Source organism: Brakhagea slesvicensis, assembly GCF_052161625.1.
Taxonomy (GTDB): Bacteria; Planctomycetota; Planctomycetia; order Pirellulales; family Pirellulaceae; genus JBKCUI01.
The window spans coordinates 1160372-1181529 of sequence record NZ_CP197412.1 but is presented as its reverse complement, the minus strand read 5'-3'; the positions used below and the strand labels follow the sequence as shown (position 1 = coordinate 1181529).

Below are 21158 nucleotides of genomic sequence, written 5' to 3'. Positions count from 1 at the left end.
CTATGCCCGCTAGGACGAAGTCGCTCCTCCTATGATCGATATTACAGAAGTCTTGACGATGCAAACCGAGACGGTTGCACAGTGGCATCAATGCCCCGTCGATAATCCATTCGAAAAGACGCATGGAAAAGAGTCAATTCTCTCCATCGCTTGCCAGCAACATCAGTTCAACTATTTGTTGTGGCACGAAGAAGATATTGCTCGAAGCCCCGATGTTTCGGATGCACAAATCGCACAAGTCAAACGGAATATAGATCGCTACAACCAGCTTCGGAACGACTGGATCGAGAAACTGGATGACTGGATCACCGAAGATCTCGATCGCCATAGCATCCAGTTGCAGTCGACTGCGCGACTCAACACCGAGACGCCCGGGAGCGCGATGGATCGACTCTCGATCCTAGCTCTTCGTATCTATCACCTTGATGAACAACTTCAACGCACCGATGTCGATCAATCACATCGCGAAAAAGTGACGACTCGCTCGGCGATTTGCCGATTGCAGAGGGATGAATTGAGCAACTCGTTGCGGGAACTGCTTGCTGACATTTACGTCGGACTCAAACAGCACCGAACTTACCGGCAGTTCAAAATGTACAATGATCCTACGTTGAATCCTTATCTGTACGATCGAAATCGAGCATCTTCCTCCGGCCTTTAAAGACCAGCCGCTCGACGTAAGTCATGCCCCGAAATGGGAATCACACTTCGGAATGAAAGTGCGAGGAAAACAGAAAGGTTTGCGCTAAGACCGCTGCAGTTGCAACGGCTGTTTCCACTCGCAAGATGCGACTGCCCAGCCCTAGACGGACCGCTCCGGACTGTTCGCATCGCTCGACTTCATCCTCTCCAAACCCACCTTCAGGTCCGATTAAAAACAAATGCTGTTGGGATGCCAGCCGCATACCCTCTGGCTCTCGATGAAGTTGATACGCATCCTTCCCTCCAGGATGCAGTATCCAGACGCCTCCTCCCAATTCGCAAAATTCTCGGATGATGGGTTCTAGGTTGGCAAGTTTTTCTGGAGGCTTGATGGCAAGCTTTCGGTTGCGCTGGCATTGTTTGCAAGATTCCAATGCATAACGATCCAATCGATCCCTGTTGTCGCGATCGATTTCGGCCACGGTGAAACGACTGTGCAGCGGGATCAGTGAATCGACTCCCAGTTCCACCAACTTTTCGACCACGCTTCGCTGCCGATCTCCTTTGGGCAAACAGACCGCGAAATGGATTCGCCCATCGCTGTCGCGAGGTTCAAACGCTCGGGACTCGATCGCCACCTGAAAGTCACGTTTCGCGATCGCAACAACCTTTGCGATCGCGACGTTCCCCTGGCCATCAAACAGCTCGATGGGATCGTTCTCTCGGACTCGAAGCACCTTCAATGCGTGATGTGCTTCGGGCCCCTCGATCTGTTGCAAACCGCCTGTTTGGATTTCCTCGACAAAGAAGCGATGGACCGTCATGATCTCTCCATGCAGCGTAAGATCACGACAGATTTCCTATCACTTCAAAGCGTTCGCGGAGGACTTGGTAGAGAGATTGATAGATGGGGAACCCTGCATCGTAGGTCTTTTGCGAAGCCTTTCGTGGAGGAACCCGATCCACGACGTGGATCGTCGCTTTGCAGGCCTCCTCGATGTTCTTGTACGCACCATCGCCGACTGCAGCCAGCAGTGCGACTCCGAACGCTGGGCCTTGCTCGGCATTGATCGTACAAGCCTTCTGGCCGAAACAATCAGCGAGAATTTGCTTCCATAGAGGGCTCTTGGCACCACCGCCACTGACTCGAATCTCTTTGACGGGTACTTGAAGCTGCCCCAAGATATCCAGACTCTCGCGGAGGGAATAGGCTACCCCTTCCATAACGGAACGAGCCATATGCCCACGTCCGTGCTTGTTGGTCAATCCGATGAAACATCCTCGAGCGTGCGGGTCGGCGTGAGGTGTTCTTTCTCCTGCAAGGTAAGGCAAGAAGTAAAGACCTTCTGCGCCCGCTGCGACTGCCGCAGCTTCTTCGTTGATGATCGCATAGGGATCAACCTTCTTATTCTTGGTCAATTCGCAACAGAGCTGGTTGACGAACCATTGAAGCGATCCCGCTGCGGACAGCGTAACTCCCATCATGTGCCACTTTCCATGGACAGCGTGGCAGAACGTATGAAGGCGTCCTTGTCTATCGTATTGAGGCTCATCGCTGTGGCAGAACATGACTCCGGACGTTCCCAGCGATGCCGTCAAGACGCCTTGTTTAACGATTCCATTCCCGACCGCTCCGGCGGCGCAATCCCCTGCCCCACCGACGACTTTGCACTCCGGTGAAAGTCCTAGTTCGGCGGCTACTTCGGGGAGCAGCGTCCCGGTGACCTGCTCCGACTCATAGACTTTCGCGAGAATGCTCGGATCGATATCGAGTTTGCTCAATAGCTTGGTCGACCAATTTCGATTCTTCACATCCAACAACAGCATGCCGCTCGCATCGCTCGCATCGGTCGCGAGCTCTCCTGTCAATCGCCGACGAATCTCATCTTTGGGGAGGAGCAAGTGTGCGAGATGGTCGTAGTTCTTTGGCTCGTGGTTGCGCAACCACAGAAGCTTCGGAGCTGTGAATCCGGTCAGCGCGGGATTGGCAACCATCTCGATAAGCGCTTCGCGGCCCCCTGCTCGCTCGGTAATCTCTTCGCATTCCGCAACGGTTCGTTGGTCATTCCAAAGCAACGCCTTGCGAATCACTTTGCCTTTTTTGTTCAGGAAGACCGAACCGTGCATCTGCCCGGAAAGGCCAATCGCTTTCACATCCCCTTTTTTGACTTTGCCCGCTTTGACGACCCCTTTAACGGTTTTCTTGACCGCCTGCCACCAATCCTCTGGGTCTTGCTCAGTCCAAAGTGGCTTGGGCATGTGAACAGGGTATTCGGCGGAAGACTCCGCCAGAATCGATCCTTGTTCATCGATTAAAAGGCTCTTGGTACCCGATGTTCCGATATCGATTCCGATGTAGTATCCCATGATGTGTTTCGCGACCGAAAGTTTGGAAGAGGATGGAAAGGGTAGTTGGATGAAGTCCGACGCCTTGGGAATAGAATAGTTCCCGGCTCGATACTATACTGGCGAATCTGGTTTTGCAGTACTATCCTCGACCGCCCAATTTCTGGCTCTCCAACTATGCAGTATCCGATTCCCGCGCGTCGAAGGTTGGTCGGCGGTCTGTTTGCATCCGCCGTAGTCACGGTGTCGGGATGCGATTTCTTTGGTCGTGACGTTAAGAAAGATCCTGCCTCCAAAACGCTTGCGGCCAAGGATCGTCCTCCACTCCAAGTCGTCGTGGTCGAAGGGCCGTTTTCTGAAGAGCTACAGCTGCGCTGGCAGGCTTTTTCGGAGCAGCCAATCCAAATCGAATCCGTCACGTCGCTTCAGGCAGCCGCGCGACCAGCGGATTCCACGGACGTCTGGATTTACCCCGCACACTTGTTAGGTGACTGGGTCGCCAGCGAACGGATCATTCCCTTGCCCACCGCTGCAGCGGGGAAACCCTATCAGTCCGAATCGGAATCGGGGGGCGAGTCCGGCGGAACGATCGAGTCTTGGCCGGCGCGCTGGCGAGTGACCTCCCGATATGGCGAGGCTCACTACGGCCTTCCGCTGGGGGCACCGTTACTGACTCTCGCTGGACGAAACGTGCCCATCGATTCTTTGGATCGACTGGAAGACCCTATCAAACCCGTCGAAGACAGAACGAGCGCTGCGTCAGAGTCTTGGAATGAGATTTTTGCCGCTCTGTCCGATAAGAAGGAAGCCTCGGAAAGCGAATGGCGCAGTACACTGGACGCATTGAGTTCGGAACAAAAAGATGCACTTGTCGATCGCTTTTTATGGGTTTCCGCTACGACGAATGCCAAGCGGCGTGGACTGTTCGACTTGACTCGGTTGCAGCCACGACTCCTCACGGATGAATTCCTACTTGCCTCCCGTGTGCTCGTGCGACTGGTTGAGCTATTCCCATCGACCATGCTATCGACGCACTCGGACGCGTGGAAGGAGTTGGTCACAACCAAGGGGGAGGGAGCACTTCTCGCAATCGCGTACCCGTCGCGCTCGCTCGATCTTCCCAGCGATAGCGAGAATCGGGAAGCGATTCGCTGTTCCAAACTCGCGACAAACCATTGTCTTGGATTTCATGCTTCGATTGGCAGGAAGACGCGCCAGACTTCAGTCGCTGCACAATTCGTCGCTTGGCTGTCCGAAGCCGAGCAACGAGACGCATTTGCTAAGCTCAATAATCAAATCGAACGCTGGCCGGGCCAGCCGAATCCCGATTTGATCCAACCGGATGTCCGGGCTTATTACAACGTTTGCAACCGTGAGCAAAGACTCGAACCATTGACGCTCGCGATTCGATTTGCGCACGCATCCAAGTACCGAGATTCTCTCGCACAAGCATTGGTGTCGATTTTGAAAGCACCCGATAAGACACCGGATCATTTAAGAGGTTGTGTGGAGGCGTGGAATACCATCACGGACTCGGTGGGCATGTTGACGCAACGGAGTTCGGTGGAATCCTCGATGGGCTTTGGGGTGTAGCTGTCATGACAATTTCGTTACCCGGCCTGCGACAAATTTATCTACAGCAGACGAAGAAACGTTCGTTCGATGGCCATCATCCCTGGATCCTGGAACATTCCATTCTCCCTGCAGGTTCGGAACCTCGCGTCGGAGAAACGGTCGATCTTGTACGAGAAGATGGTCGTTTCATCGGACGCGGTCTATACAACCCCAACAGTCGCATCCGCATCCGACTCTATACCTGGGACATCGCAGAGTCCATTGACGAGTCTTTTTTTAGAAAGCGAATCGATCGTGCTATCGAGCATCGGGCTCGCTTTCCCGTCACAGCGGAATCATCGATGCGATTGGTATTTAGCGAAGCCGATCAGTTGAGCGGACTGGTGGTCGACAAATTTGGCGACCACTTGGTCATGCAGGTCACCAGCGCGGCTTTGCTTCCGTTCATCGACTCCATCTCGCATCGGCTCTATGAACTTTATCGACCAGCCAGCATCCAAATGCAGGTCGATCCTCGCAGCGCGAAGAGCGAAGGGATTGAGCCATGCCAGAGATTCCTAATGGGGTCGTCTCCCGAAAAACCGATCGAGATAATGGAAAATGGATTGAAGTGGCTGGTCGATCTGCAGGGAGGGCAAAAGACGGGTTACTATTTGGATCAGCGCGAGAACCGAATGGCGGCAATCCGCTGGATCCGTGAAGGCTCCAAAGTCCTCGACGTTTGCACCTATGTCGGAGGCTTTGCACTCACCATGGCGAAGTATGCATCGACTGCCGAGATCATTGCCCTCGATTCGAGCGAACGGGCGCTGGCGATGGCGGCTCAACATGCTGCCATCAACCAGCTTGACGATAAGGTTCAATGGGTACAGGGAGACTTCTTCGATTACCTTTCCAAAGGTCTCGATGCAGGACTCCGGTTCGATGCGATTGTTCTGGATCCGCCGCGATTGGCCAGTTCTCGCGATAATCTGGAAAGAGCGTTAGCCGCTTACCACCGACTGAATTACTTGGCCGTTCGCATGCTCAATCCCGGCGGTACCTTGGTGACCTGCAGTTGCTCGGGGCGAGTTTCCCGCACCCAATTCTTGGAAATGCTCCAAGGAGTAAGTCAACGAGCCAAGCGAGAAATCCAAGTGTTGGAAAACCGAGGGGCCGCGCCCGATCACCCGGTCTCGTTAAGCTGCCCGGAAACCGATTACCTCAAATGCGTGGTTGCACGTGTTCTGGGCTGATTGAGTTTCAAGGTTACGTTCGATCGCATTCCTTCGCCGATTATCAACCGCTGCCGATTCTCACCTGGCGCATCTTGGTGGCAAAGCGAATGCTTAGGAATACCAACACCGTGAGCGTCAACATAAACCACGTTGTCTCATGCGGGCGTCGATAGACCGAAGTCATGATCGCACCTGAGATCAAAAAGATTGCCATGAGCAAGAGCGAGAGGAAAGGAAAGAATTGGGCTCTGCGATACGGGACATCACCCATTTCCCGTTCGCGCAACTCGGCTGCTGGGGCTTGAGAGTTCAGGAAGAGCTCACCTTCAACCCATTGCGAACCGCAGCAATTCAAGAAAAAGAAGATGGCGGCAAACGCAAGGATCGATAGAAATCGATCCCAGAAAGCTTCGAGAATGGGCGTCAATCCAATGTCGGGACCGACCATCCAAAGCTGGTACGCTCCAAGGACGATGATGGTTTGTACCATAGTCAACAGATAGAATGGGAGGCGCGCCGGTTTGAGCCAATCACTGAACCCTTCGCTTTGCCTTCGCCAATCGACCTCGGGGGCTGTAGGTGGTTCGTAAGGATTCATTAGTTCACCAGGTTTGGGCAACATAATTGCAGTAGCCTTTGGCATTGAACGCGAAGCGATTCCATCTGATCGTAGCTCCAGCTTTGTCCTATGTAGCTCACGATATAGAGAAATAGGATGCCGAACATACACAAGGGAATCATCCACCAAGCCACCGTGCTCTGTCCTGCATGCCAAGCGGAAAGTGCGAACAGCAACGAAAAGAATGCACCAAAAGCGAAAGCCAAATACGCGACCCAGACCAAGGTCCAAACTTCTTGACGCGGCGCGAATCGACCGTGAATCCACGTGGCTCCGTCCTTCTCTTCGAAGCTGAGAGACAAATGGGGTGACCAATACCTGGTTTGCGTATCGGGAATATGAAGTTCGATGTAACCATCGAATTCATGTGCGATCCAGTTCCAAGACTGAGCGCGGAGTTGTTTCCCGAGCTCGGCCAACACTTCTGTTTTGGAGCAAGGAATCACGGTATCGAACGTTGGTCGCAAGGAGAGAAATTGCATCACCAATGCCTTCTTCACGAATTAGCCTGCGGGCGATTCTCATCTTACCTTAAACGCACAGAATGCGGGGGGCTAGACGAACCGTTCTAGCGATCGGCGTCGAGGGTCACCTCATTTGCAGCGCCGGTCATCTCCGTACCGCCCCCAGTGCGAGACTGGATGACGGCCCGGAAACTGTCTGGCAGTCGCATGACCCAGACGACGAAAACCCAGAGCGAGCAGACCATCGCCAGCAAAGTGAGCAAGGCGATGAAGCCCTCTCGCATCATCTTCTCCCCCATGCTCGCAACCGGAGCGGTGACCGTATCGGCACGCGCTTGTACCAATACCCACAAGTTCGCGGGCTCTTTGCGTTCGATCGAGTCGACCGTCTTGCGTGAAATCTCTACCTTTGCCATCGCGGCGATCCATTGGCCAGCGTACTCCTGCCCCGCTTCATCGATCGAAACAGGATCGATGTACTGGTAGGTGCCCTCTCCCTTCAACCGAGCCAACATACTGTCATCAATTTGGTATTTGATCTTCGGAGCGTTCGCATATTCCTCCGCGAATTGCGAAAAGGCGGGGTGCTGTAGGATCGTCCCTTCACGCGTTTCTTTTTGAAAACCAGTGCCGGCATGGCCATCGACCATCACGGCTAAGCGATCGGATTTGCGTCGAGATCCGCGATTGCCGTCCGGGGACTCTTCGGGAAGCAAATCAAAATCTCCCAAATTGATCGTTAAGACGAGAACACCGGTGATGGTACGACTCGGCTCTTCCTTTTCCTTTTCGGATGGGAGCGAAACAGAGATCGGAGTCGAGACCGCGATCTTCCATCGATTGGTGGAGGTGGATCGGAAGGGGACGCTGATGTGGGAGGATTGGGTCCCTTGAAATTTGCGAGCCGAAATACTCTCGTCGGAGTCTTGCGATTGTCCATTGAAGTAACTGCGATAAGCGAAGTTGTATCCGATGCGAGTCGCGCTCGTTTCTCCAGAAAAGGCTGCCGCGATCATCGTGCCCCATCGATCGGTGAGAAAAAGACTGTCGAACTCCGCTGTCTTTCGTTTGCTGCCCGAGTTGGCTTGAATCCGATTGAACCGGGATAAGAGGTACTGCTCAAGCTCTTGACGTTTGTTTAACTCCAGGAGGGGCAAGCGATCTACGTCGGTTACTCCATCTTCAATCAACGACTCCAGAAGATCCGAGCCGGCAGCATGGATCGTTTCGGAGAACAGACTCTCCAGCTGTTCCTGTTTCGCCTCCTCTTCAATGAGCCTGAAAAGCGTTTCGATCTCTTTTTCAAGCGTTCGAGCCCCAAGTCGAGCTGCGAAGAGATTGTTTTGAAGGACCATTTCTTTGAGTTCGTTCGCCGATTCTCGTTCGGCAACCGCAACTCCGCGCCAAAAGAACAAACCCATCACGAGGAGGAGCAGAACGGGGCCGACAATTCCCAACATCATCATCGGCAGATTGAGGCGGGCAATCTGTCGACGCTCGATCGATTCGAGAACTTGCTGCACATTCTCGAATCGATCTTCTGGTTTCTTGGCCAAGCACCGATCGATGATACCGACGAGCATGCGATCCATCCCCTGCACGCGATGATGAAGGCGAGGGAACGGGGATTTGTGAATCGTATCGCGATAGCGTTTGAGTCGCTCGGGCAAGCTCCCTGCCGTATCGAGAGTGGTGACGGTGTCGGGCGTGCGGTACGGAGGGGATCCGACGAGCATACAGTACAGGATGGCGCCGAGTGCATACACATCCCAACGCGCGTCGGGGACCGCATTCAAATCGGCTTGCTCCGGCGCCATGTAGAACAATGTCCCGAGGGAAGGGGTTTGCTCATTGGAAAGGCGGCTCTGGCCGAAGTCTGCAAGGCGGGGCTGGAGATCTGGATCCAGCAGGACGTTGGCGGGTTTCAAATCGCAGTGCAGAACCCCTTTGCCGTGCGAATGATTGAGGCCGCGAGCGATATCCGTAAACAACGAGATCGCTTGGGAGATGGGTAACGCGCCCCGCTTGCGAATGAGATCGTCGAGCGAGCCGTTCTCCAAATACTCCATGACATAGTAAGGGGGCTCAGCATCCCAGCCCACCTCGAGGACTTGCACGATCAGGCGATTGCCTGCCATGCTGACGAGATTCTTCACCTCGCGCGTGAGGAGCGACCAATTGACCCCTGCTCGATGAAGATAAAACTTCACCGCCACCGTTCGACCGGTGTTGAGGTTGGTGCCAACCCAAACCTGTCCGAAGGCACCTTGCCCGAGCAGTCGATCCAGTTTGTACCCAGGGACTTGCGCGGGAGGAACCGTCGCTCGCAGACTCAATTCCTCGGCACGCATCTGCTCGCCGACTGTTTGATTGAGAGTGGCGTCAGGTTGATCTGGGTTCGGAGAATGAGTCACTAGTCCGACCGGGGGTTTGCGGAAAGGGCGCTTCGCATTCGTTGGGCTCGATCACGCGGCGATGACCGCCGCGCAGCGTCCCAGTGTAAGGTAAAATCGCTTTTCCTTCCTCTAGCCCCGAGCAAAATCGTAACGAATTCTATACCAATGCTTCGCTAATGGCAGCAAAAGGGAAGGCGTTCCGATGTTCGTCAGTCCCAGGAGGAGTTTAGAAGAGATTTCACCCAGCAAGGGCTCATTTGTATGCCAATACCGTCGAAGTCAAAACCTGCAAAAGTCAGTTCTGAGGAATGGATGGATCTTTCCAGTCCCCTGCGCGGACTCCTGGAAGGAAAAAGGCTGCAGACGAACATCACGTTGATCCGTTACGTGACCGACCAAGTGGGGCAAGGACCGACTCTTCACGTTCACCCTTACGACGAAATCTTTACGATCAATGAAGGGCGTGCTCGATTCACGGTCGGCGATCAAGTGATCGATGCCGAGGCGGGGGATATCGTTTTTGGGCCAGCCAATGTACCCCATGGATACCAGAACTTAGGACCGGGCCGACTCGATAGTTTGGACATCCATCTGAGCCCCGAATGGATCCAATACAATCTCGCCTCCGCTTGGGATCCATCGAGTGTTCTGATTTCAGCCAAGTCAAAACTAGATTCAAAGAATGCTTGAACGGAGCAGAAACCCAAGATTGGTTGAACGACTCCGAATAGATTCAAAAAAGGAAAACGTCCATGAATCGCATCGTCATCGCCATCTTGTTGGTGTTGTTGTGGATCGGATGGTCCGTCTGGGCCCATATCCCACATTACTACGATTCAAACGCTCGGGCGAAAGAGGTGGCTTCCATCCTTGGTCCAGGGAATGTGAAGCTGCAGCCAGCGCGGGCCGGATTTCCCTTTGATTACATGCATTACGACTATTCCAATGCCGGCCAGCTTACAGTCTGGAGTTGGCAACCCGATGCAATCTTCCCCAATGCTCTGTTTACGCTCATCTGCACATTAGGCGTGGCGGTGCTCGTCCTGCGCACGCGGCGCATTTCCCCAGTTCAAGGCCTTCTTGCGTTTGGTTTGCTTGCGCCAGCTATTGCCCTGTATACCGTTCTCCATGGCTGGCACACGTCTGTGATTACGTATGTCTACATGCTGCCAGCTGGGTTGCTGATGACATCGCTGACCGCGGATCTCTTGGGGCGACAAGAGTCCGATCGGGACGCACGCGTCGCCGATCCAACGATGGACCAGGCCAAGCCCCGTCCGCCGCTGGTTATCCGGTAATGCGTTAACTGATAATAGAGTATACGACTTCGCCATGAATATCGGTCAATCGGAATTGTCGCCCTTGGAAGCGATAGGTGAGGCGTGTGTGATCGATCCCGCATAGGTGCAGAATCGTGGCTTGCATATCGTGGACATGCACCGGGTTCTCGGTGATGTTCCAAGCGTAATCGTCAGTCGCTCCGTAGGTGAAACCATTCTTGACTCCTCCACCTGCCATCCACCAACTGAACGCTTTTCCAAAGTGATCTCGGCCTGTGGGCTTATCCGGATTGCCTTGCCCAAACGGAGTCCGTCCAAATTCCGATGCCCAGATGACAAGCGTATCGTCCAGCAACCCCCGCTCCTTCAAATCTTGGACCAACGCCGCTGCAGGGGCGTCGGTATCCAAGCACTGTTGTTCGAGCTGCGTATACAAGTTGTTGTGTTGATCCCAGCCCGCGTGCATGAGCTGCACAAATCCAACCCCGCGTTCGAGCAGTCGTCGCGCGACGAGGCAATTGTTTGCAAAGGTTCCCTTGACCAACGCATCCGGACCGTAGCGTTGGATGGTGGCTTCTGTCTCGTTCGAAAAGTCCATCAGATCCGGGACGCTGGTTTGCATCCGAAAAGCCATTTCGTATTGCGCGATACGTGTTTCAATTTCCGGATCGCCATAGTCAGCGAGATGTTCTGCATTCATGGCTGCAATGTCATCGAGCATCGCCCGGCGTGCATCGCGACTGATGCCGTTCGGCGTTGCTAAGTAGGGAACGGGATCGCCCGTATTGCGAAACCGGACACCTTGAAAGCGACTTGGGAGGAACCCGCTTCCCCAGTAATAGTCGAAGAACAACTGACCGCATGTTTTTCCTTTGTCGCTCGAGGTCATCACGACAAAGGTAGGCAACTCGTCGGTTTCCGAGCCAAGCCCATAGGTCAACCAAGCTCCCATGCTGGGGCGGCCGGGGACTTGCGCGCCCGTCAGGAAATAAGTAACACCAGGGGCATGATTCACCGCTTCGGTGTGGAGCGAACGAACCAGAGTCAATTCGTCGGCAATGCTCCCAATCTTCGGGAGCATCGAACTCAATCGCATTCCCGATTGACCGTACGATTGGAATGGTTTGATAGCGGGTACGCACGGCCACTTTCCGTTACCGCTGGTCATTGTCGAAAGTCGTGTTGTCCCCCGCACGCTGTCCGGGATTTCCTTCATCGCCATTTCGTGCATGACTGGCTTGTCGTCGAATAGATCGACGTGTGACGAGCCCCCTCCCTGCCATAGGACGACGACGCGTTTGGCCTTTGCGGGGAAGTGAGGAAGATCGGGAAGCCCGCGATTCTCCTTCTTGTTCGCGTTCTCCTTTGCGTTCTCACGATCGTCGGCTTGGGCGTGCGCGTTGAAAAGGCTTGCCAGGGCCGCGGCTCCGACTCCGCACGCACCGCGCCCGAACAACTGCCGGCGCGTTACTCGAGCGATGTTCTCTGCGATGAGCGAAGGGTCGATTGGAAGACCGGATGGATTCATGGTTATTCTCTCGTCAACGCTTCATCGAGATTGAACAGGGCTAGGCAGACGACGGATAGCGATGCCAAGGCTTTGGCATCGAGTTGATCGTCGGCGGTATACGCACCTACGCCTAGAAAGGACTTTGCGTCCGCGTCCGACGTGGCAAAGAAGGACTCTTGCTTTGCGAGCGCCTTCTCCAGTCTCGCAAGCTCGCTGGCGGAAGGTTCACGGCAAAGGATCCTTTCAAATGCCCAACGCAACTGCGAGGACCGATCGGTAGACTGAACCATGCACCAAGCAGCGAGTGCGCGCGATGACTCAACCCAGGTGGGATCGTTGAGGGTGGTGAGCGCGTGGAGTGGCGTGCTCGTGGCCGCAACGCGCACTTTGCACGTTTGACGATTGGAGGCATCGAACATATTGGCTGGCCCAACAGTACGCCGCCAGAACGTGTACAAGCTGCGGCGCACCAAGTCGGACCCGCTCGAAGTTGGGTAAGTGAAATCACGTTCTTTGGTGATCGCGAGCGACTCCCAAATTCCATCGGGTTGGTACGGATAAACAGGACGTCCACCGATTCTGCGATCCAGCAACCCACTGGACGCGAGAGCCCAATCGCGAAGGAGCATGGAGGGCAAACGGAATCGATTGGCTCTGGCAAAAAAACGATTCTCGGGATCGTAGCTCAACAAAACCGGCGAGAATCGACTCGACTGGCGATAGGCTGCACTGGTGACAATCAATCGATTCAATTTTTTCATGTCCCAACCGCTTTCGCGGAACTCAACCGCGAGCCAATCCAGCAAATCGAGATGGAGCGGGTACTCGCTCTGTACACCGAAGTCTTCCGATGTCTTGACCAATCCAATCCCAAAGAAATGCTGCCACATTCGGTTGACTTGCACGCGCGCTGTCAGCGGTTGCTCTTCGCTAAAAAGCCAACCTGCGAATCCCAACCGGTTCTTAGGTGCATCCCCGGGTAATGGAGGTAAAAAGGAAGGAGTGTCAAATGTTACTTTCTCGTCAGGCTTGAGGTACTCGCCTCGGATGAGGACATGGGTGTCTCGAGGTTGCTCATCGCTCATGACCATGGGGCGAGGCATTTGGTCGGCGACATAATCGGCACGTTCTTTGCGAAGCTTGTTGGTCTCCGAGAGAAAAGGAAGCTTGTCTGCTAACGAGTCTTTGACCTTCGCGTCAAAGTGTTTGCGGAACTCCGTATCCAGGTTCTTGCTTTCTTCGTCCGATCGTTGGTTCGCGTCTTTGGCCAGCAGTTTCAAGATCGATTCGGGAAGTCCCTTGGATTCGGCGGGGCGCTGGTCGGTTAGTATGCCGGTCTTCCAACCTTGAAAGGCTGCGTCGAGGAGAGGACGTAACTTCTGGTCAAGTTCAGCAAGCTGAGCGTCGACCCTGGCCAGGTGCGCAGTGACTTCTGCACTCGGGACTTCGATGAAGGGGCGACCGACCCGTATCCGCTTGGAAAAGAACTGTGGAGTGCCGGTTTCGGGGACTCGGTTGAATGCGTCCATCAATCGGTAATAGTCTTTTTGCGTGATCGGATCATACTTGTGATCGTGGCACTGAGCGCAGGCCATCGTGAGGCCAAGAAAGACTGTTGAGGTCGTATCCATTCGATCAAAGAGAATAACAAATCGCTGCTCCTCGGCGATGGCTCCACCCTCGCCATTGAGCAGATGGTTTCGGTTGAACCCGCTCGCAATTTTTTGTTCGAGAGTGGCGTTGGGGAGAAGATCGCCTGCGAGTTGCCAAGTTGCGAACTGGTCGAATGGGAGATTTTGATTGAGTGCAGACACAACCCAATCTCGCCACATCCACTGCCAAGTATCTCCGTCTTGCTGAAACCCATTGCTATCGGCATAGCGAGCCGCATCAAGCCAAGGGAGAGACATTCGTTCACCGTAATGCTCGCTCTGCATCAGCCGATCGACCAATTTTTCATACGCCATCGGGTCGTCATTGTTGACGAACTCTCGGACCTCTTCGGGGGTGGGAGGGAGACCGATCAAGTCGGCATAGAGACGTTTGATCAGAGTCGCGCGATCCGCTTCGGGAGATGGTGCAAGTCCCTCCCGTTCCATGCGGTGCAATAGAAAAGTATCGATTGGGTTCTTGGTCCAGATCGAGCGGTATACGGTTGGTTCCACCGGGCGTGTTGGCTTGGAAAAAGCCCAGTGGTCGGCATACGGCGCCCCCTGATCAATCCAGGCTTGGATCTTTTCTTTTTGTTCGCTGGAAAGTCGGCGGTTCGAGGTTGGTGGTGGCATGACCAAGTCGGGATCCTCGGAATGGATCCGCAGCAATAGGCCGCTTTGCGATGGATTGTCAGGGAGGATCGCACCCGAGGAAATAGCTTCGTCCCGATGGTCAAGCCGAACGCCCCCCTCCCGTTTATTTCCGTCTTGACCGTGACAATAGAAGCAATTCTCCGAAAGGATGGGACGGATATCTCGATTGAAATCGATTGCGCGCCCAGCAGGTGGGAGTTCGAAAGCGAAGGCGGATGCGAAGGAAAACAGCCCGATCCAAACGAGCAGCAAGGACAAAGTCGGCTGAGACAAACTGGGCCGCATCGAAGAGATTGCTCGGTGAATCATAAGGGCCGAAGGGGAGGGGGAGGAGTTCGTGGGAGGGGAGTAGCGGTTAAGTCAGCGCGGATCCGCGAACCTCTCCATTCTATCCGAGAAAACCGGCAATTTCCAACAACAATCGGACGCGAACTGGTCGGAGTTGGGGTGATTTCGCTACCATAGCGAACGTCGTTGGGGAAGATTAATCGCGGTTCGAACTCGATGTTGGGTATCGAACGGAAACCTTGGGACTCGGGACAACGTCATGGCATTGCAATGGATTACTGGGAGGGTGGAACGGAAGCATATTTGGTCGGAAGGCCTCTTTACTTTAACCATTCGCTGCCCCGGTGTTGCACCGTTCGAGCCCGGTCAGTTTTTGCAAGTGGGGCTTTCGTTGCAGGACAAACATCTGCATCGACCCTACTCCGTCGCCTCTCCGCACGGAGAGTTTTTGGATTTTTTTATCGTGCGAGTCGACGAGGGAGAGTTAACACCGAAGCTGTGGAATCTATCCGAGGGAGATGCGATCGACGTTTCGGTGAGAGCGACAGGAAGTTTTACCTTGTCTCATGTTCCCGACGCTCCTTGCTTGTGGTTGGTCGCGACGGGAACTGGACTGGCTCCCTATATTGCCATGCTGCGCGATGAGACGATTTGGGCAAGGTATGCAAGGGTCGTTGTGGTGCATGGAGTGAGGCTCGAAACCGATCTCGCTTACTTGGATGAGCTCGCCGCCTACCGTGCCATGCATGGAGAGCGATTTCAATTTATACCTATCCTCTCGAGGCAACAGCGAGAAGGCTGTCTGCACGGTCGCATCACGCACACGATCGAGAGCGGAGTTCTGGAGGAGCAAGCGGGGGTAAAGTTGGTCGAGGGAGAAGGAGTGGTGATGCTGTGCGGGAATCCTCAAATGCTTGACGATATGGAGACGCTGTTGAAAGATCGGGGCATGCGGAAGCACAAGTCGGCAGTCCCGGGGCATTATGTGCTGGAGAGGTATTGGTAGGGGGCGGTGCAACGCTTTGCTTCGATCCTCGGTCGATGGCGGTTGTTCGTGAGAGTGCTGGTCGATAGAAATAAAGTCGGCCATTCGAGATCATGCTGCAGCGCGAGGCATTTAGGGATGGAGTTGCTGCATGCGAGGAAGAATTTTCTCGATGAGGGGTACCAGTTGCTGTTGGGCTTGTTGTGACCAGTCCAAGACCTCGGCGTGGTCGGTTTTGGTGGGGGCGTCGGGTTTGGCGACGTTGGTCACGATCGAAAAGGCGAGCGAGCGCATTTGGAGCTGCTTGGCCAAGACGATTTCGGGGACGGTGCTCATGCCGACCATATCCGCCCCCATTTTTTGGAACATGCGATATTCGGCGCGCGTTTCGTAGGTCGGGCCGAGGGTCGCTAGGTAGGTTCCTCGATGCAAACTGAATCCTAGTTGGAGCGCCTCCTGGGTGGCGAGGTCTAGCCAACGGGCGTCGTACAGTGAGTCGTGACGATGGTGCAATCCTAAAGGACGGGTGGTTTCACGGTGGTCGCAGGAAGAAAATGGGGAGCGCTGCATCCAGTCGATGTGATCATCGATCGCGACGACTTGGCCGCTTCGGAAGCGAGGATGGATCCCGCCGGAGGCATTGGAGACGATTAGATTGGTCGCACCCATTGCAGCTGCGCAGCGGAGGGGGAAGCAGGAATGTTCCGGCTCCCAGCCTTCGTATAGGTGGGCGCGCCCCGCCAAGGCAAAAACCGGGACGCTTCCTAGATACCCAAAAACGCATTTTCCAGCGTGGCCTGCGACATGCGATAAAGGAAAGCCAGGGATTTCCCGATAAAGGACGACCTTCGATGACTGGATTTCATCTGCGAGCGCCCCCATTCCGCTACCTAGGATAAGGCAGGCGAATGGTGAGAAATCCCCGATGGCGGCGAGAATCGCTTCGAGAGCTTGGTTCAAGTCCGGGTGGGGGTGAGGCCGGCAATCCGATGGAGTGGGGTGCAAGATCCGCGATCCCTTTGGTTTCACTGGGTTTTGGGGTTGTCGAAGGGGGGGCAATTTAACATACTTTTCCGCAATATTCACGAGATTAGGTTGAGCCAGGGCCCGCGATGTAGCGAGCATTGACGGCCGCCGGAGTTCCGGGGGCCGTTTCGTTTTTGCAAGAGCTTGAGTCGATTGGTTGCGTTCCAGATAGGAATGCGGTTTTCTCGAGCTGGACGAATTGGACTCGACCGACCGTTACCCATTGGTCGCTTCGAACCTTCGAGTTCGCAGCAGGAGACTAAAAATATGGCACGATATACAGGGCCCAAGGCCCGCATCAACCGACGCTTCGGTGCGCAGCTTTATGAAAGCGCCGGCGCGGTACGAGCTTACGGAAAGCGAAGCGAGCAACCACCAGGGATGCACCCACGTAGCCGTCGTACGAGCAACTACGGCACCGCTTTGTCGGAAAAGCAAAAGATCAAGTACTACTACGGCTTGGGTGAGCGACAATTGCGGAGGTACTTCGCCGATGCTGTGCGCAAGAAGGGGAACACCGGGGAAACGCTCTTGCTGATGTGCGAACGCCGGCTGGATAACGTCGTGCGTCGTGTTGGGTTTGCGAAGACCCGTCCACAGGCTCGACAGGGAATCGTCCACGGTCACTTCAAGGTGAATGGTGTAAAGGTCTCGAGTCCGTCTTACATGCTCCGACCAGGCGACGTGATCGAAGTTCGAAGCAACGAAGCGGTTCGGAATTTGTACCGTGGCATTATCGCCAACAACTCTCCAGCCCCGTTGGATTGGGTTTCGCTCGATAGCGAAGGATTGCGTGCTACTATGTTGGGGCAACCTGGACCGAGCGACATCTCGTTGCCAGTGAACGCCAACATCGTGGTCGAATTCTTGTCCCGATAGTCGATGTCTAATCGATTGGGATGGTTGTTTCCTCTGACCTTTGGGGCCGTTGCGCATGCACGCACCTGTTGTAGTTTTGGGTGGTGGACCTGGTGGGTATGCGGCTGCGTTTCTAGCGGCCGACGAGGGGCTGGAAGTGGTGCTCGTCGAGGCGGAATCCCGCCTCGGTGGTACCTGCTTGCTCCGCGGTTGCATTCCCTCGAAGGCATTGCTGCACGTCGCAAAGGTCATTAGTGAAACGCACGAGCTTACCGAAGAGTGGGGGGTGTCCTTCAACACCCCTGCGATCGACGTCGATAAGGTTCGAGCACGCAAAGAAAAGGTGATCGAAACCCTTAGCGGCGGATTGGGTCAGCTGGCGAAACGGCGAAACGTCAAAATCATCCGGGCGCGAGGCAGGTTCGAGAATTCTACGACACTGGTCTTGGAAGGGGACGATCCCTCGATTCCAGAGGGTGGCAAGGTGACGTTTGACTATTGCGTCATTGCGACCGGCAGCGTTCCGGCCATGCCGCCATCGTTTCAAATCGGTTCGTCCCGCGTGATGGACTCGACCGGCGCATTGGCTCTGCAAGATATCCCCAAGAAGTTGTTGGTGATCGGTGGGGGCTACATCGGACTTGAGATGGGGACAGTTTATGCGTCCTTGGGGTCTCAGGTCTCGGTGGTCGAGATGACCGAGGGATTGTTGCCTGGGGCTGATCGGGACTTGGTCAAACCGCTCCACAACCGATTGAAGAAGCTTCTCGACAATCGCATTTATCTCAACACAAAAGTCGGTTCGATTGCAGAAGTCGATAATCAGATCGAAGTCGCGTTCGAAGGTCCTGGGAAGTTTGGACACGAGCGATTCGATCGAGTGCTTGTGAGTGTGGGACGGCGACCCGTCACCCAAGGGCTTGGACTGGAAAACACATTGGCGAAGGTGAATCCTCGCGGGTTTGTTGTTTGCGATAATCAGCAACGCACCGAGGACCCGCATCTCTTCGCGATCGGCGACGTTGCCGGGGATCCTATGTTGGCCCACAAGGCCAGCCATGAAGCCAAAGTAGCGATTGAAGTCATTCTTGGTCGGCCGGCTTATTTTGATAAGGCTGCGATTCCAGCTGTTGTCTTCACCGATCCCGAAATCGCTTGGGCGGGGCTTACGGACGATCAGGCTAAGAAGGAAAATCGCAAGGTTGACATCGAGGTGTACCCATGGGCAGCGAGCGGTCGCGCTCAAGCGTTGGGGCGTACGGAGGGCTTCACCAAGTGGTTGATCGATCCGGAGACCCACCGTGTTTTGGGGTGCGGAATTGTCGGTCCCGGGGCAGGTGAATTGATTGCCGAAGCGGTTTTGGCGATCGAAATGGGCTGCGAGGTAAGGGATTTGACCGAATCGATTCACCCCCACCCCACGCTCAGTGAAACATTGATGAACGCTGGCGAAGTTCACTTCGGAACGGCGACAGAAATCTACAAACCGAAGAAGCACTCCGGATCATGATCCACACGCTCATCGAGCGGGCAGACCGAGTCGATGTGATGTTCGTCGGGGCTCATCCCGATGACTTGGAGATCGCGTGCGGTGGAACCATCGCCGCATTGAGTGAGTTAGGCTATCGGGTCGGCTTGGTCGATCTGACCGATGGGGAGCCGACTCCTAACAGCCCGGGGCCTGATGCGCGAATGGCCGAAGCGAAAGCTGCTGGCGAAGTATTGGGAGTGGCAGTGAGGAAAGTGCTGCCCTTGCCAAACCGACGATTGTTCGATGGGTTTGAAGAGCGAGTCCTCTTGGCCAAGGAGTTTAGGCGATATCGTCCGCGATTGGTCGTCGGGTTTGGGAACAAGACACCGTTGGCATCCCCGGATCATTATCAGGCCATGCTGATCACCGACGCCGCGATCTTTTATTCCAGGCTCAGCAAATGGGATGAACATTTCGATGGTTTGCCCATTCATTCAATCGACAAGCAGTTGTATTTTCGGTTGGAATTCGACCGTGCGGCCGTGCCGGGGTATCCGAACGAGATCATCATGGACATCTCCCGAACACTTGAGAAGAAGATGGAGAGCATCCGCTGCTACGCGTCGCAGTTTCCGGAGCACAAGTCGCATGTGCTGGAAAGTGTCCGAGGGATAGCCATCGCCGCGGGAACTGCCATCGGAGTGAAAGCAGGAGAGGTCTTCACATCGGTCCGACCGCTCGGAACGTCGGACTTGCTACGAAGTGTCGGGCTGGCTTGACAATCCCCGACGTGCGTTATAACCTTCTCGGAACGCGGCAAAAGCCGTTGGAACGATGGGGAATTAGCTCAGTTGGGAGAGCGCTTGCATGGCATGCAAGAGGTCAGGGGTTCAAGTCCCCTATTCTCCACTATTCACGGGACCGTAGCTCAATGGTTAGAGCAGGGGACTTGAGGAACGGAGCCTAAGGTTGCTCTTGAGACGTCCATGCCGGGAACCGACCGGGTAATGCGATGAGCTTCGGGGTAGCGATGGCAATGTTCAGTGGGTTGCCCAGTTAGCGTGAAGACAGCTGGGTAGAATCTGTCAAAGTCGGGGAAGGCTTTGTTGCATCGAGAGAATCGATGCAGATGCTAATCCCGAGCCAAGTCAGCGTTGTGACTTCGCCAATGGAACAGCCCGCAGCCAATCTGATTCGTTTGCGGGGGGTTCGGTAGCAAAGGACAGCCTGAAAGGTGTAGAGGCCAGACGGCAGACATTTCGGTGGCGGCTATGGTTCATGGCGCGGGGCTCTTCGTACAGAGCACGTTGCACACGAGGCGATAGTCAAAGGCTGGCGGAATGAAGGGATGGTCCAGACCACAAACCCGAAAGGGGCGGCGAAAGTCGTAGTCGGTACGCATAATCCCTTGGTTGCAGGTTCGAATCCTGCCGGTCCTATTCGCATTTCTTTCTTCGCTTCGTCTTGTCCAAGTTGCTTCGGACTTTGGTCAGTCGCGGAGCCTTCGTTCGAGAAGCCCCATGGATAGCGTCATCAGCGATCTGTTAGCACCTTATTCGGCTCCTATTGAGGGACTGTGTCGCGCAGGAAGTCAATTCTGGACGCGTGGATGGTCTCTCGGGACATCAAGCAATTACAGCGTATTGGTAAACCGAGAGCCCCTTCAGTTGCTTTTAACGGCAAGCGGCAAAGACAAAGGGCATTTAGGGCCGAACGATTTTGTATTGGTCGATATTGAGGGCAACCCGATCGCGCCGAATCAGCCGAAGAGCAGTGCGGAAACGCTTCTCCATTGTCTGGCGGTCGAGCGATGCGGAGCCGGTGCAGTTCTTCATACCCATTCGGTTTGGTCGACGATTCTGTCTCAGCATTACGCCTCGCTCGGCGGAATTCGCATCGAAGGCTTCGAGATGTTGAAGGGGCTGGAGGGTATTACGACGCATGAGACTGCGGTCTGGATACCGATCTTTGACAACACGCAGGATATTCCTGCGTTAAAAAAGGAGGTGGAGGCATACCTCGATGCCAATCCTCACAAGCCTTGCTGGGGATATTTGATCCGGCAACACGGGCTCTATACGTGGGGGAAGGATCTCCCATCTGCAGTGCGGCATATGGAGGTGATCGAGTTTCTGTTCGAGTGTATCGGTCGGCAGACCAAGCTCTAGAGATATC

The 21158-nt window shown here is 54.7% G+C and carries 18 protein-coding genes and 1 tRNA gene; 11 read left to right on the top strand and 8 right to left on the bottom strand.

All coding sequences use genetic code 11. The features are described 5' to 3' along the window. The first annotated feature begins 31 nt into the window (after nt 1-31). Nucleotides 32-661, top strand: coding sequence for a DUF4254 domain-containing protein (locus SH467x_RS04590; protein ID WP_482370113.1), 630 nt, complete (start codon nt 32-34; stop codon nt 659-661). Nucleotides 662-701: 40 nt separating this feature from the next. On the opposite strand, the gene SH467x_RS04585 is transcribed toward SH467x_RS04590, so the two are convergent. Continuing rightward, the gene (locus SH467x_RS04585) at nt 702-1466 is read right to left on the bottom strand and encodes an RsmE family RNA methyltransferase (RefSeq protein WP_482370112.1); all 765 of its coding nucleotides are present in this window, start codon (nt 1464-1466) and stop codon (nt 702-704) included. A gap of 22 nt (nt 1467-1488) precedes the next feature. After that, nucleotides 1489-3009: a xylulokinase gene (xylB, locus tag SH467x_RS04580; protein ID WP_482370111.1), complete on the bottom strand. Its 1521-nt coding sequence runs from the start codon at nt 3007-3009 to the stop codon at nt 1489-1491. A 156-nt stretch (nt 3010-3165) separates the two neighbouring features. Here xylB and SH467x_RS04575 point away from each other — a divergent pair, with 156 nt between their 5' ends. Further along, nucleotides 3166-4581 carry a hypothetical protein gene (locus SH467x_RS04575; RefSeq protein ID WP_482370110.1) on the top strand — a complete coding sequence of 472 codons (1416 nt, stop codon included), beginning with the start codon at nt 3166-3168 and terminating at the stop codon, nt 4579-4581. A 5-nt stretch (nt 4582-4586) separates the two neighbouring features. Next, on the top strand, nt 4587-5798 hold the full coding sequence (locus SH467x_RS04570) for a class I SAM-dependent rRNA methyltransferase (protein WP_482370109.1): 1212 nt from the start codon (nt 4587-4589) through the stop codon (nt 5796-5798). A gap of 43 nt (nt 5799-5841) precedes the next feature. Here the strand turns inward: SH467x_RS04570 and SH467x_RS04565 are convergent, their stop codons facing one another. The 3 genes from SH467x_RS04565 to SH467x_RS04555 all read right to left on the bottom strand — a co-directional run bounded on the left by SH467x_RS04565 (nt 5842) and on the right by SH467x_RS04555 (nt 9277). Beyond that, nucleotides 5842-6378, bottom strand: a complete 537-nt coding sequence (locus SH467x_RS04565; protein WP_482370108.1) for a hypothetical protein — start codon at nt 6376-6378, stop codon at nt 5842-5844. Beyond that, entirely contained in the window at nt 6378-6881 is a 504-nt protein-coding gene (locus tag SH467x_RS04560) for a hypothetical protein (protein WP_482370107.1), read from the bottom strand. The genes SH467x_RS04565 and SH467x_RS04560 overlap by 1 nt, the downstream gene beginning before the upstream one ends. Nucleotides 6882-6967: 86 nt before the next feature. Continuing rightward, nucleotides 6968-9277: a protein kinase domain-containing protein gene (locus SH467x_RS04555; protein ID WP_482370106.1), complete on the bottom strand. Its 2310-nt coding sequence runs from the start codon at nt 9275-9277 to the stop codon at nt 6968-6970. A 294-nt stretch (nt 9278-9571) separates the two neighbouring features. Between SH467x_RS04555 and SH467x_RS04550 the strand changes: the two genes are divergently transcribed. Then, nucleotides 9572-9949 (top strand): cupin domain-containing protein, encoded by a 378-nt coding sequence (locus SH467x_RS04550; RefSeq protein WP_482370105.1) that lies wholly within the window; start codon nt 9572-9574, stop codon nt 9947-9949. Between the two features lie 62 nt (nt 9950-10011). Further along, complete coding sequence (locus SH467x_RS04545) at nt 10012-10557, top strand: hypothetical protein (protein ID WP_482370104.1); 546 nt, start codon at nt 10012-10014, stop codon at nt 10555-10557. A 4-nt stretch (nt 10558-10561) separates the two neighbouring features. On the opposite strand, the gene SH467x_RS04540 is transcribed toward SH467x_RS04545, so the two are convergent. Further along, entirely contained in the window at nt 10562-12067 is a 1506-nt protein-coding gene (locus SH467x_RS04540; protein ID WP_482370103.1) for a DUF1501 domain-containing protein, read from the bottom strand. Between the two features lie 2 nt (nt 12068-12069). Further along, a complete protein-coding gene (locus tag SH467x_RS04535; protein WP_482370102.1) occupies nt 12070-14640 on the bottom strand; it encodes a PSD1 and planctomycete cytochrome C domain-containing protein in 2571 nt (856 codons plus the stop codon). Nucleotides 14641-14902: 262 nt separating this feature from the next. Between SH467x_RS04535 and SH467x_RS04530 the strand changes: the two genes are divergently transcribed. Next, complete coding sequence (locus SH467x_RS04530) at nt 14903-15649, top strand: ferredoxin--NADP reductase (protein WP_482370101.1); 747 nt, start codon at nt 14903-14905, stop codon at nt 15647-15649. A 111-nt stretch (nt 15650-15760) separates the two neighbouring features. Here the strand turns inward: SH467x_RS04530 and SH467x_RS04525 are convergent, their stop codons facing one another. Continuing rightward, entirely contained in the window at nt 15761-16633 is an 873-nt protein-coding gene (locus tag SH467x_RS04525) for a purine-nucleoside phosphorylase (protein ID WP_482370100.1), read from the bottom strand. 288 nt (nt 16634-16921) lie between these two features. On the opposite strand from SH467x_RS04525, the gene rpsD reads away from it, so the two are divergent. From rpsD to mtnB, 5 genes are all read left to right on the top strand, one after another. After that, a complete protein-coding gene (rpsD, locus tag SH467x_RS04520) occupies nt 16922-17533 on the top strand; it encodes a 30S ribosomal protein S4 (RefSeq protein WP_482370099.1) in 612 nt (203 codons plus the stop codon). 55 nt (nt 17534-17588) lie between these two features. After that, complete coding sequence (gene lpdA / locus SH467x_RS04515; RefSeq protein ID WP_482370098.1) at nt 17589-19022, top strand: dihydrolipoyl dehydrogenase; 1434 nt, start codon at nt 17589-17591, stop codon at nt 19020-19022. Further along, nucleotides 19019-19762: a PIG-L family deacetylase gene (locus SH467x_RS04510; protein ID WP_482370097.1), complete on the top strand. Its 744-nt coding sequence runs from the start codon at nt 19019-19021 to the stop codon at nt 19760-19762. Before lpdA ends, SH467x_RS04510 begins: the two co-directional genes overlap by 4 nt. A gap of 57 nt (nt 19763-19819) precedes the next feature. Next, a tRNA-Ala gene (locus tag SH467x_RS04505) sits at nt 19820-19892 on the top strand. A 611-nt stretch (nt 19893-20503) separates the two neighbouring features. Then, the gene (gene mtnB, locus SH467x_RS04500) at nt 20504-21151 is read left to right on the top strand and encodes a methylthioribulose 1-phosphate dehydratase (RefSeq protein ID WP_482370096.1); all 648 of its coding nucleotides are present in this window, start codon (nt 20504-20506) and stop codon (nt 21149-21151) included. The last annotated feature ends 7 nt before the right edge of the window (nt 21152-21158 follow it).